This window comes from Chromatiaceae bacterium (genome assembly GCA_024235395.1).
Lineage (GTDB): Bacteria > Pseudomonadota > Gammaproteobacteria > Chromatiales > Chromatiaceae > Thiosocius.
This window is the reverse complement of record JACKMK010000004.1, coordinates 190,225-203,321: the sequence shown is the minus strand read 5'-3', so window position 1 is coordinate 203,321 and position 13,097 is coordinate 190,225. Positions and strand designations below refer to the sequence as shown.

Below are 13,097 nucleotides of genomic sequence, written 5' to 3'. Positions count from 1 at the left end.
CTGCATCTGCCAGCGTGCTTTTCCAGAGGAAACCGCCGGTCGCGCCAGGCTCGCTACCTTCCAATGCCGCCCCTGTTCGGGTCAAGGCGGATCGCAATCTTTCGAGGGTGGCTGCAGCGCTGGCCGAACCCATCGACGGTCTCGTTCTCGTTTATCGGCCGCCATGGAGATGCTTTGAGACCGAAGTATCGCACGATTCAGGCCCGTCGCCGGGACCCGGCGCGCTCTGCCGGGCTGTGTGATCGGCAGCCGGGGCCCGCCAGAAAACCTTATTAACCTGGGTTTATTAATACAGCGAGCTGCCGATAGCTGAACGATTGGCACTCGAACAGAGGCCGTGGGCCGAACGGCGGACTTACCGGGACGAAAAATGCGACATATGAAACTACAGGTGCTGCTGTCAGGGGCAGGTGCAACGATGTTGATACTGAGCCTGGCAGTGTTCGGGATCATCCTGGCGAGCGAGAAACAGGTCACCGGCGAAATGGATCAACTGCTGCACCGTGATGTCGAGATCATGGACCGTGCGCACCAGTTGAAGCTGAGTGTCGTGCAGGTTCAACAATGGTTGACGGATATCAGCGCCACGCGCGGGCTCGACGGTTTGAACGACGGATTCGACGAAGCCGCAGACAATGCTGGCCGATTTGAAGCCTTGATCGGTGAGCTCGAGCGGATGGATGCCGAACACCGGGCCGAATATGCTGCGATGCGTCCGGCTTTCACCGCGTATTACAGTGTTGGCAAGCGCATGGCGCAGGCCTACATCGACCGCGGTCCTGCCGGTGGCAACGCGATGATGGGCGAATTCGACGAGGCCGCTGAGCAGCTGGCCAGTCAGATCGATCCGTTCATGGATCGCGTGCGCCAGGCGGTGGCCGACGGCAACGAGCGCTCGCGTGGGTCGCTCAAGGTGCTGGCGATCGCGACCTGGATAGGTCTGGCGGCATTCGTGGCGATTGTAACGGCGCTTGCGTTTGTTTTCCGCAGCGTGCTGCGCCAGGTTGGACGCGATCCGGCCGAACTGGAGGGCATCGCGGGTCGCATTGCGCAAGGCGACCTCACCAGTCATGAACAGCCGGGAAAAGCTCCGCCAACTGGCGTGTATGCCGCATTGATTCGGATGCGCGAACGGCTGGCCAAGCAGCTGGATGAAATCCAGCAGGCCGCCCAGGAGAACGGGCGCATGAGGTCGGCACTCGACAACGCGTCTTCGGCGATCTCCGTTTCAGACGAAAACAATGTGCTCATCTATATCAACGATGCCGCAGGTGCTCTGTTTGCAGAGATCCAGGAGGCGGTGCGGCAGAAGCATCCGGATTTCGACGCGGCCGGCTTGCTCGGCCGAAGCGTCGTCGATTTTCTGCACGATCCGAAAGTCCGCAATGCCTACGGCGAAAGACTTCTCGAAGGGCGCACCTTTGCAACCGAGATGGGCGATCGGAGCCTGGTGCTGAGTGCGAATCCCGTTTATTCGCACGAAGGCGAGTACCTGGGCAGCATCACCGAGTGGCGGGATATCACGGACGAGCTTGCGCAGCGCGCAGATGCCGAACGGCGAATCGCCGAGGAGCGGAAAGTCGCCCAGGAAAACTTTCGTATCCGCGCGGCGCTCGACAATGTCTCGTCGAGTGTCATGGTGATCGATACCACCAGAGAGATCGTGTACACGAACCGCGCAGCGACCGAGCTGTTCCGGAAGGCAGATGCGGCGATCCGAACGAAGATTCGGGATTTTGACCCCGGCAGACTCACCGGTCTGAACTTTGATGAATTTGGTGCGGCGGCAGACGGTGGTACGAGTATCCCGACGGATTCGAAGAACACCGGGCGTACCGAGTTCACGATCGGTGGTCGCACGCTGCGCATCGTGACGAACCCGGTGATCGACTCGAGCGGTGGGCAACTGGGTACCGCGGTGGAGTGGGCGGATCGTACCGACGAGGTCGCGATAGAGCGGGAGATCGACCAACTGGTGGGCGCGGTACGCGACGGCGATCTATCGCAACGAATCCAGGAAAAGGGCAAATCCGGTTTCTACCAGGATCTGGCGGTGGGATTCAATGCGCTCGTTGGCGAGCTTCAGGACATGATCGGTGACGTCGCGCGTGCGCTCCGTGCGCTTGCCGATGGCGACCTGAACGCGCACATCGATGCGGAATATGCGGGCGCTTTCGGTGCGCTCAAGGAGGATGTGAATCGAACGGTGCGGGGCCTTGCGGATACGGTCGGAGAACTCCGCAGTCTCGCGGTGGAGATCGATCGCACGAGCGGTGAGATTTCGGCGGGGAACGACAGCCTGTCTGCCCGCAGCGAACAGCAGGCGGGCAATCTGCAGCAGACTGCGGCCAGCATGGAGCAGCTCACTTCGACCGTGCAGAACAATGCCGAAAACGCCCGCGTTGCAAACCAGGAGACATCGAGTGCACGCGTTTCTGCCGAGAAAGGCGGCGATGTTGTCGCGCGCGCGGTGGACGCGATGCAGAAGATAAGCAGTTCTTCCGGGAAGATCGCCGAGATCATTGCGGTCATCGATGAGATCGCGTTCCAGACCAACCTGCTGGCACTCAATGCCTCGGTCGAGGCGGCGCGGGCCGGGGACCAGGGCAGGGGCTTTGCGGTGGTCGCCGGCGAGGTGCGCAACCTGGCCGGACGTAGCGCGACAGCAGCGCGCGAGATCAAAGAGTTGATCAATGACAGCGTCGAAAAAGTGAAGTCAGGAACGGAACTGGTGAATGAGTCTGGAGCAGTGCTCGGGGACATCGTGACCGGTGTCAAGAAGGTTGGCGCGATCGTCGCCGAGATCGTTGCGGCCTCGGAGGAGCAGGCAAGTGGTATCAGCCAGGTAAACCAGGCCGTCTCCAGCATCGATGAGCTGACGCAGCGCAACGCGGCACTCGCGGAAGAGACTTCGGCGGCATCCGCCGGGCTCAAGGAGCGGGCCGCGAGGATGCTCGATCGAATGGCATTCTTCCATTGACCGACACCGGATGATGAATGGTTCACGCATACGCTGTCGGTGCTGCATGTACTGAATATCACAACAGGGTCGGATCGACGGTCTGCGGTTTCGGGCGCATCGACCGCCGATCGCATCTTCGAGGCCGCACCGGCTTTTGCCGGGTCAGGTATTCCAATGATCACGAAGCTTCCGCCCTGCGCACAACGTGACGTGGGTCGGGTTCGGCATCCCCTGCGACAATGGCGGCTCGCCCGACGGGTGTGCTGCGAAGCGGCACAAATGGTATTCCAGGCCACGCCGGGTGTATTGGGTCGCTGCTGCGATCTTTCCTTTGCCGAGTGACCGGATCCGGTACCCTGCAATCGATTGCCGACTCATGCGGTCTTTCCTGTCGACAGGCTCAGACGTGACACCGACATTGCGTTGGACTCCGCTCTGTTGCCTGCATCCATCGATGAACGGAGGAGGATGGGAATGAGCAAAGAGATCGAGAGGGCGGTGATCGCAGCCTGCCTGTTGTCGGCCGGCACCGCAGCACACGCGCTGGGCAACGCTGTCGGGCATTGCAACAAGGCGTACGAAGTCACGATCACCAACATGACCTACGCGCAGGTACTGTCTCCACCCTTGGCCGCGACACACGTGCCGTCGAGGCACCTGTACGCGGTCGGTGAACCGGCCGGTGAAGGCCTGGCAGTATTGGCGGAAGGAGGGGATACGAGCGTGTTGACGGGTGAACTGGAAGACGATCCCGGTGTATGCGATGTGCAGACGGCGGCGGATGTCGTGCCCCCCGGGGCTTCCATCAGCGTGATCGTGCGTGGTTCAGACAGAACGGTCTTGAGCGTCGCGACGATGCTGGTGAATACCAATGACGGATTCGCCGCTGCAGACGGCATGCCGTTGCCGAGGCCGCGTGGCGAAACACTACGGATCGTCCCCGCGTATGACGCGGGTAGTGAGGAAAATGACGAGTCCTGCCTGCACGTGCCGGGACCGGCATGTGGAGGTGAAGGCGTCAGCGTGGCGGACGGTGAGGGTTTCGTGCACGTGCACAGAGGCGTGCACGGTGGCGACGGACTCGATCCGGCGATCCACGATTGGCGCAATCCGGTGGCCCGCATCTCGGCTCGCCGTATCCGCTGACCCGGTCCGCTCCGAGGATCAGTAATGACTGCTGCGACCCCGATGCCGGGGCCGCAGCCCTCTGGGTCACGATGGGCGAGGAGACCCTGGCGGGGCAGATCCCGGCTGCGGAATGTGACGGGGCCCCGGCACGCCGACGCGCCGAGCAGCGGGTTGGTTCGGCTGGCCGTGCGGGGGATGGTTGCGCCATAATTGCTGTCGCAGGACGACGCGGCGCAGGGGGCGGCAGCTTGTCTGGCCAGCTTTGCGGGCGAGACGGTCCAATCGCCTGTTCCGCTGAGAAGATCTGGGCGGCGCGCGCGACGCTGAGGTCTTATGCCTGCATGCAAGTACATCAATGAAGCATTTGTTCGGAGGAACCCGCCATGCGTGGTCACGCGATCAAAGAGTGGGCAAAGAATCCCCTGGTGATGTTGCTGCTCTGTTCGAGCATGGTGCGGGCCGATATCCAGACGGGTCGGCAGACCCTCGAGAGGGTCAACGCCGAGATCGACAACATCACGACCACGCAGCTGCAGGAAATACTCGAGCAACACCCCAACACCGTCCTCATCGACGTGCGTACCCCACGAGAGATCCTGCTGCGTGGGGGCATGATCGACGGTCCCCGCAGTTACAACGTCCCCCGTGGCTGGCTTGAGTTTCGGGTCCCGGACCTGGTTCCGGAACCGGCCACCCCGATTGTCGTCTACTGCGGTATCAACGAGCGCAGTCCGTTGGCCGCCAAGACCTTGAGGGAGATGGGCTATACCGAGGTCAGCAACTATGCCGACGGATTCTTCGCCTGGCGCGATGCGGGTCTGCCGGTCGAGGCCCCGGATCTCGCTCTCGATACGATGCTGTACCGTCGACCACAACAGGTCGCCGACGGTGTGTGGTCGGCGATTGGCGCGACCCAGCCGCCGAGCTATGAGAACTCGGGACACAACAACAACCTGTCGTTTGTCATCACAACCGATGGCGTGCTGGTGGTCAATGCGGGAGAGAACTACCTGCTGGCTCGCGCCTTGCACGAAGAGATCATGCGCCTGACCGACCAGCCGGTGAAATACGTCGTGTTGGAAAACGGCCAGGGCCACGCCGCCATGGGCTCGGCGTACTGGAAGGAGCAGGGTGCGCAGATCATCGCCCATGAGGAGGCCCTCGCCGAATTGCAGGCACACGGCGAGGCGATCCAGACACGGGTCCTGACGCGTCTGCGTGACAAGGGCATGGGCACCCGACTGGTGCTACCGGATGAGACGTTCAGCGAGCGCTTGGTGATCGATCTGGGAGGACGTCGGATTGAACTGCTGCGCCTGGGTCCGGCACACGGCCCCGGCGATATCTCGGTGTGGTTACCGGACGAAAAAATCGTTATCGCCGGTGATATTGCGTTCCATCAACGACTGCTGCCGGTCTTCGAGAATACCGATACCGCAGCCTGGCTGGACACCTGGGAGAAGTTCGAAGCGCTCGGCGCCACCACCGTGGTGCCCGGGCACGGGGTGCCGACCACGATGTCAGAGGTGCGTCGGTATACCCGGGATTACCTTGCCTACATGCGTGAGCAGGTGGGCGCATTGATCGAAAACGGCGGTACCCTGGTCGACGCGTCGGCCATCGACCAGTCCGCTTACGCGCATCTCGATACCTACGAAGAGCTTGCGCGGCTGAATGCCAGCCGGATATTCAGGGCCATGGAGTTCGAATAGCGCTGCCGTCGACGCCCCGCCGGCGGTTGTTCACGGCGGCAACAGCGCTGACCTCGGCTTTGGTCGGCATCGCCGGCATGCGGTAGACTCGTCGCACCTGCGGGCGGTCGCCGCGAAAGTCTGTTCAAGGTTGGCTGCAAGGTCCCGATAGCTGTTCAAGGCCCGCCGAAGCCGAAAGGCGCAACGGGAATGTGGCGTCACGCCCTTCGGTGGTGTAGTCGGCAATGCAGCCCTCCCTAGATGAACAGATTTCCAATACCATGCCGGATTCCGGGCGCCGTGCCACGCCGGACACCGACCACCAGGGACTGCTTTGATCGAACAATGCTCCGAATTCGCTGCACCGCGGTCCGTCCAGATTTCTGCCGACGCGTGTCTAGACCAATCAAATGACTGAAATACTCTGTATCGTCGGGGCGCGGCCCAATTTCATGAAGATTGCCCCGATCATGGCCGCTTTTGCCGCCAGGGGCGTGCAGGCCAAGCTGGTGCATACCGGTCAGCACTACGATCCGGCCATGAGCGACAGCTTCTTTGAGCAACTCGGCATTCCGCGACCGGATGTGAACCTGGAGGTCGGTTCGGCCAGCCACGCGGTTCAGACCGCCGAGATCATGCGTGCCTTCGAGCCGGTGCTGGATGAAGAGAGACCCAGGGCGGTGCTGGTGGTCGGGGATGTGAACTCGACGATCGCCTGCGCCCTGGTGGCCGCGAAGAAGGGAATCAAGGTGATCCATGTCGAGGCGGGGCTGCGCAGCTATGACCGCGCCATGCCCGAAGAGATCAACCGCGTCTTGACCGACCAGATATCCGACCTGCTTTTCACGACCGAACGCGAGGCCGAGGCCAACCTGCAGAAAGAGGGGATTGCTGCTGAAAGGGTGCACTTTGTCGGCAACGTGATGATCGACACGCTACGCATGCACCTGGAACGTGCCGTGCCTGCCGCGACGACGCTGGGGGGAAGACCCGCGCGGGGTTATGCTGCGGTGACACTCCACCGGCCCTCGAACGTCGATGAGCGGACGGTCTTCAAGGGTCTGCTCGACACCTTGAACCGGGTGGCTGAGCACGTCGATGTGGTGTTTCCGATCCATCCGCGCACGCGCGCCACCGCGGAAAAGTTCGGCTTCACGGCGCTGCTGGAGCGTCCCGGTATCCGACTGCTGCCACCGCAGGGCTATCTGGAGATGTTGGGGCTGACCCGCGACGCGACCCTGGTCATCACAGATTCCGGAGGATTGCAGGAAGAGACCACGGCACTGGGCGTGCCCTGCATCACCGTGCGGAACAACACCGAGCGTCCGATCACTATCGCAGAGGGTACCAATACCCTTACCGGCCCAGCGCCCGAAAAGATCTGGCCGGTGTTCGAAGACGTGCTCGCCACGGGGGGGAAGCGCGGGCGCGTCCCGGAGTTCTGGGACGGCCAGGCGGCACGGCGTATCGCCGACTTCCTGAGGCGTTGGCTGGACGACTTGAGCTAGACGATCGGCATGCACGACACATCCGCCAATCGTGACCGTCCCGATGGCAGCATGCCGATATTGACGTGTCAGCGATGAACCCCTATCCATCCGGTCGCGCGCCGCTGCGCGACGACGAGAAAACGGGCGGGAAGACCCTATGAGCCTGCGCATCCTGCATGTGTTTGACCATTCGCTGCCGCTGTATTCAGGTTACACCTTCCGCAGCGCCAACATCCTCCGTGGCCAACGCCGCCTGGGGTGGGAGACCCATCACCTCACCAGCCCCAAGCAGATCGATGCCCAGGGGCTGGAAGAGGAAGCGGACGGCCTGCGCTTCCATCGCACGCCACAACCGCATGGTCTGTTCAGTCGGCTGCCGGTCGTCAACCAGTGGGCGATGATGCAGGCGACCGAGGCGCGGCTCGGAGAACTGGCCAGGCAATTGCGGCCGGACCTCCTGCATGCGCATTCTCCCGTGCTGAATGCCTGGCCGGCCATTCATGTCGGGCAGGCCCTGGGGATTCCCGTGGTGTACGAGATCCGCGCGTTTTGGGAAGACGCCGCGGTAGACCATGGCACCCAGAGAGAGGGCGGGTTGCGCTATCGGTTGACCCGGTCGATGGAGACCAGGGCTGTGCGCGCCGCCGATCAGGTGGTCACGATCTGCCAGGGGCTCAGAGCCGACCTCACCGGCCGCGGCATCCCGGGCGACAAGATCGGCGTGGTGCCGAATGCGGTGGATATCGATCACTTCAGCCTCAGTCGCGGTCCGGATCCGGAACTGAAAGCCAAACTCGGCCTGCAAGACAATCGGGTGATCGGATTCCTGGGTTCTTTCTATGCCTATGAAGGATTGGACCTGCTCCTGGCCGCGCTGCCCCGGATCCTGGAACAGGCACCGGACGTGCGTATCCTGCTGGTGGGTGGTGGTCCCCAGGAGGCCAATCTGAGGGCCCAGGCACGCGATCTGGGCGTTGCCGACAGCGTGGTGTTCGTCGGCCGGGTGCCGCACGCCGAGATCGGTCGCTACTACGACCTCGTCGATCTACTCGCGTATCCGCGCCACGCGATGCGCCTGACGGATCTGGTGACACCCCTGAAGCCTCTGGAGGCGATGGCGCAAGGCCACCTGCTCATCGCTTCGGACGTGGGTGGTCACAAGGAACTGATCGAGGACGGCGAGACCGGCTTTCTGTTTCGCGCCGAAGATCAGGCCGATCTGGCGCAAAAGGCGCTGGCGGCCCTGAACCTGCACGATCGGGGCGCGGCGATGCGCGCCAATGGCCGGCGTTTCGTGGAACAGGAACGCAACTGGGACAGGAGCATCGCCAACTACAAGATCATCTACGGCAGGGCCCTGGGACGGGCGCTCTAAGCGAGCACCCGTCCAGACTCATCCGTCGTTCCAGCGTGCGCGACTTCCGCGCACGATCCGCATCAGCTGTGCGACGTCCAGCGCCGCAGCGCAGGCAACGCGGCGAGCAACAACAGCAGGCTGCCCGGCACAGGGACGGTGCCGCCATCGGCCAACTCGAACTCGATGGTGTCGATATTGAATGCATAGAGCGAGCCGAAGAACGGGTCCGGTGGATCGGCAATCACCAGGGACGCCAGCGTCGCCGAAGAGAACGCAGTCGCCGAACTGAAGGTCACACGGTACACCTCACCGCCATCGAGCAGGGTGGTATCGGGCGGCAGGGTGTTGACCGCCGTGCCGACCAGTGTCTCGATGCTGAAGAGACTTCCCCAATCCGGAAAAAGCGGTGTCGAGATGAAGCTGACGCTCAACGAGGTAATGGGTGCAGCGAAGTCCAGCGTGATCGTATCCCCCATGAGGAACACCCCATCACCAATGGGATCGGGATCATCCACCGCGAGATAGTTTTCGCCGGAGTCGGTATCGTACAGATCCGACACCTCCAGCGTGTAACCGAGCGCATTGACGCTCGAACTGAAGGTGACGCCGCTGATGGTCGTTACCGGCGTGCCGGCGGGCAGCGCATCGAAATCGATGACCACGGCGGCAGCCTGTTGTGCCGCAAACAGCGGTAGTGCGGCGAACGCCGCCAGTTGCAGATAGCGTTTGAATCTCATTGTTGTACTCCAGTCGTCAAACTGATCGCTGTCCCGGTAGCCGTTCGGTCGTCTCGGGGCGGCGGACGACAATGTCCAAGCAAAATCTGTGCGAAGAAGGTAAGTGATTGCAAATAAAGCAGTAATTTTTATTACCCCTAACTTCGCCAGGGACATTGGTAAAAAATCCTGACACCGGCAACGCGGCGGTCGCGCGCGGGGCCTGGCCACCAAGGACGGAGCTGGGCGCACACATTCCAGATCCCAAATCCTGATCTGCAGCGCATTCGGAGGCGCCCGTCACAGTTTGTCTACGCAGACCGTACCGATCTTGTGGCCTTGCGGTGGCGACCAATCCTGAATCCTGTGCCATCCCGAGTCACTGCAGTGCAGGGCTCACTGGGGCGAGTGCGCTAACATCGAACCGGTCGAGACGACGCGGTGCGCATCGGACGCGCGGTGGCGCGATTCAGGGGCGTCGCAGCTGCGACAGCGGTCAAACGGATGGAGTATCGGGAAGAGGGCATGGAACAGACCCCGCAGGTACGTCACTGCATTCTGCTCGTGGACGATGAAGTGTCCAACCTGCAGATTCTGCGTGAGGCGCTGCAGTCCGAATATCGGCTGTTGGTCGCGAAGGACGGTTTGACCGCAACAAAGCTCGCCGAGAGCATGCAGCCGGACCTGATCCTGATGGACGTGATGATGCCGACAATGGACGGGTATGAGGCGTGCCGAATCATCAAGGCCAACACGACCACCAGACGTATCCCGGTGATCTTCGTCTCGGCAAGGAACGACGTCGGTGACGAATCGGAGGGGTTCGCCGCCGGTGCCGTCGACTACATCAGCAAGCCGATCAGTCCGTCGATCGTGCGTGCGCGGGTCAGGACCCACTTGTCACTCGTGCAGGTCGAGGAACTCCAGCGCACGCGCCTGGAGATCGTGCACCGGCTCGGCCGTGCGGCCGAGTACCGCGACAACGAGACCGGTCTGCATGTCATCCGCATGAGCCATTTTTCACACCGGCTGGCGCTCGCTGCCGGTTGGCCGGAACAGCGGGCCGACGAACTGCTGCACGCAGCGCCGATGCACGATATCGGCAAGATCGGAATCCCGGATCGCGTATTGCTCAAGCCGGCACCGTTCGACGATGGCGACTGGAAGATCATGCGGCGGCACCCCTGGATCGGGGCTCAGATCATCGGTGAGCACGACTCCTCGCTCTTGCGGCTCGCCCGGGAAGTCGCGTTCGCCCATCACGAACGTTGGGATGGCAGCGGCTACCCGCGCGCCTTGGTGGGCGCCGACATTCCGGAAAGTGCGCGGATCGTCGCGATCGCGGACGTGTATGACGCGCTCACCAATGAACGCCCCTACAAGCCGGCCTGGACCAACGAGGCGGCACTCGATTATCTCCGTGCGAATGCGCACAAGCGCTTTGAACGGCGGCTGGTGGATCTGTTTCTACAATGCACCGAAGATGTCTTCGCGATCCAGCGGCGTTGGTCAGAACCCGACCGTTCGCCTGGCTGAGGGCCGTCGGCGGACTGCGAGGTGATCCTGTCCCGTCTCATAGCCTGGTCGCGTCAGACAGCGTGTTCTGAGCCCAGTGGATGGTTCCGGTCGACACCGCCTGTTGCTTGACCATTCATCGCACACCTTTCAGCTCCGAAACCGCGCCGTTCGCTTGCCCATTGCACGAGAGATTCCGGGTTGAAGGCGACCTACGGGTCAAAAGCGACAGCCAGTCGGGCACGCGACACACGCGAGGTTTGCAGGATGTTGCGCAGGGTTGGACCGAATGGCGGCGAGCCGCGCGCCAGCCGTCGCTCGAATCTACCCATCCATCGACGATAAGCTATCGCTGCAATTTGAATTATCGAATTTATCTTGGCTTCACGGTTCGTAGACTTCGCTTGACGAAGTTTCCTGACGAACGTGATGACCCACAGATCGATTAAAAGCCATCGCCGCGATGCCGACACGAAGGTCCCTGTGAAGGTCTTTGTTCGCGTGTCGCCACCCTGCCGATTTGCCGGTTGTCGCCACAGACCCGGAGGAACGGGCTGATGGAACAGCTGGTTGCGCTGGTCGTGCTGGTACCCCTGGCGGGGGCGGTAGTGGCGCATCTGTCGGCGCCGAGGCTACATCGTGCCAGTGCCCGTATCAGCGTATTGGCTGCACTCGCGACCTTTGCGGTCGCAACCTCGTTGTTGGGGTTCGCGATCGCTGGACTACCGGCAGGCGAGATCCGCTTCGGCCCGTCCTGGGGAACGCTGTGGTTCGACCCGCTGAGCAGCCTCATGGCGTTTGTCGTGTCCGGCATCAGCCTGATCGTTCATGTCTACTCGCTGCGCTATATGGCGGAAGAGCGTGGCTACTCTCGCTTCTTCGTGCTGCTGGGGCTGATGACCGCGGCACTGCTGTTGATGGTCACGTCCGGCGACCTGATCACGCTGTTGGTCGCCTGGCATCTGATCGGCGTACTGTTGTACTTCCTTCTCGGTCAGGACTCGTCGAGCGACACGGCGTACCGCTATGCGGCCTGGACCCTGATGACCTACCGGTTCGGCGACCTGCCGCTGCTGCTGGCGGCCGGCCTGTTGTACCAGGCATTCGACAGCTGGTCGCTGAGTACCATCTTCAGCGGACTCACAGCCACGCCGGATCTCGAGACCGTCTTTGGGCTGCCATTGGCAGAGACCGTCGCCGCGCTGATCGCACTGTCCGCGTTTGCCCGGTCCGCGCAGTTTCTACTGCACACCTGGTTACCGTACACGATGAGCGGTCCAACGCCGGTCTCGGCATTGATGCACGCCGGAATCGTGAACGCGGGGGGGTTCCTGATCAACCGCTTCGCCCCGCTGTTCGTCACGACTGATGGTGTGCTGCATTGGATCTTTGTCGTGGGCCTGCTGACCGCGGTCATCGGTTCTGTACTGATGCTCGCGCAGAACGACATCAAGAAGGCCCTCGGTTATTCGACGATGGGGCAGATGGGCTTCATGATCATGGAGTGCGGTGTCGGTGCCTTCTCACTCGCGGTATACCACCTGATCGCCCATGGTCTGTTCAAGGGGACACTCTTCCTCGGTGCAGGTGGGGTCATCAGCGAGGCCCGCCAGGACGACGGCGTCCCCAAGGACGATCTGTACACCTTCGTCGTCGAACGGCGACCTGCACGGCGGCGGCAACCCTGGCTTTTGATGGCGGCGATCACGCTCGTCGTGCCGGTCACGATACTGGTGCTGGCGCACTGGCTGGTCGCCAACGATTTCTTCCAGAAACAGGGCGCGGTCGTTCTGCTGTTCTTCGGCTGGGTGACCGGCGCGCAGTTGATCTTCGCCACCTACCGCATGCGTACTGAGAACATCTGGCGCCTGATGGGCATGATCCTGTTTTCCTTCACGATCGTTGTGGTCGGTTACACCTTGATCAGCCATGCATTCGATGTTTTTCTGTACCCGGATCCCGAATTCAGGTCCGCCATCTACAACGCGGCGGGAATCGATATCTTCTGGTTCGATACCCTGGTCATTCTGATGACTCTGGTCGTCGTGCTGGGGTGGTTGGTCACTTACTACGCCGAGCAAAACGGCCGTGGCGGAGAGGGCCGGTTGAGCACGCTGTGGCTGGCGTTCTACACCTTGGTGGCGCGCGAGTTCTTCGTTGCCGGCATCTACGCACGTCTGTCGGACTTTCTGGTTCGGTTGGCGACGCGCCTCAATGTGATGCTGAGGTGGTCCTGAG

General features: G+C 62.0%; 8 protein-coding genes. 7 read left to right on the top strand and 1 reads right to left on the bottom strand.

Annotated elements, in window-relative coordinates:
• Positions 1 to 370 precede the first annotated feature (370 nt).
• The 5 genes from H6955_19455 to H6955_19435 all read left to right on the top strand — a co-directional run bounded on the left by H6955_19455 (position 371) and on the right by H6955_19435 (position 8,646).
• Complete coding sequence (locus tag H6955_19455; GenBank protein MCP5315744.1) at positions 371 to 2,980, top strand: PAS domain-containing protein; 2,610 nt, start codon at positions 371 to 373, stop codon at positions 2,978 to 2,980.
• 456 nt (positions 2,981 to 3,436) lie between these two features.
• On the top strand, positions 3,437 to 4,108 hold the full coding sequence (locus H6955_19450; protein MCP5315743.1) for a spondin domain-containing protein: 672 nt from the start codon (positions 3,437 to 3,439) through the stop codon (positions 4,106 to 4,108).
• Positions 4,109 to 4,473: 365 nt separating this feature from the next.
• Positions 4,474 to 5,802: an MBL fold metallo-hydrolase gene (locus H6955_19445; protein ID MCP5315742.1), complete on the top strand. Its 1,329-nt coding sequence runs from the start codon at positions 4,474 to 4,476 to the stop codon at positions 5,800 to 5,802.
• Positions 5,803 to 6,191: 389 nt separating this feature from the next.
• A complete protein-coding gene (wecB, locus tag H6955_19440) occupies positions 6,192 to 7,289 on the top strand; it encodes a UDP-N-acetylglucosamine 2-epimerase (non-hydrolyzing) (GenBank protein ID MCP5315741.1) in 1,098 nt (365 codons plus the stop codon).
• Between the two features lie 139 nt (positions 7,290 to 7,428).
• On the top strand, positions 7,429 to 8,646 hold the full coding sequence (locus H6955_19435) for a glycosyltransferase, exosortase A system-associated (protein ID MCP5315740.1): 1,218 nt from the start codon (positions 7,429 to 7,431) through the stop codon (positions 8,644 to 8,646).
• 62 nt (positions 8,647 to 8,708) lie between these two features.
• Here H6955_19435 and H6955_19430 read toward each other — a convergent pair whose 3' ends face one another.
• On the bottom strand, positions 8,709 to 9,365 hold the full coding sequence (locus H6955_19430; GenBank protein MCP5315739.1) for a hypothetical protein: 657 nt from the start codon (positions 9,363 to 9,365) through the stop codon (positions 8,709 to 8,711).
• A 504-nt stretch (positions 9,366 to 9,869) separates the two neighbouring features.
• Between H6955_19430 and H6955_19425 the strand changes: the two genes are divergently transcribed.
• Complete coding sequence (locus H6955_19425; GenBank protein ID MCP5315738.1) at positions 9,870 to 10,880, top strand: response regulator; 1,011 nt, start codon at positions 9,870 to 9,872, stop codon at positions 10,878 to 10,880.
• A gap of 536 nt (positions 10,881 to 11,416) precedes the next feature.
• Positions 11,417 to 13,096, top strand: a complete 1,680-nt coding sequence (locus tag H6955_19420; protein MCP5315737.1) for an NADH-quinone oxidoreductase subunit L — start codon at positions 11,417 to 11,419, stop codon at positions 13,094 to 13,096.
• Position 13,097: the final 1 nt, after the last annotated feature.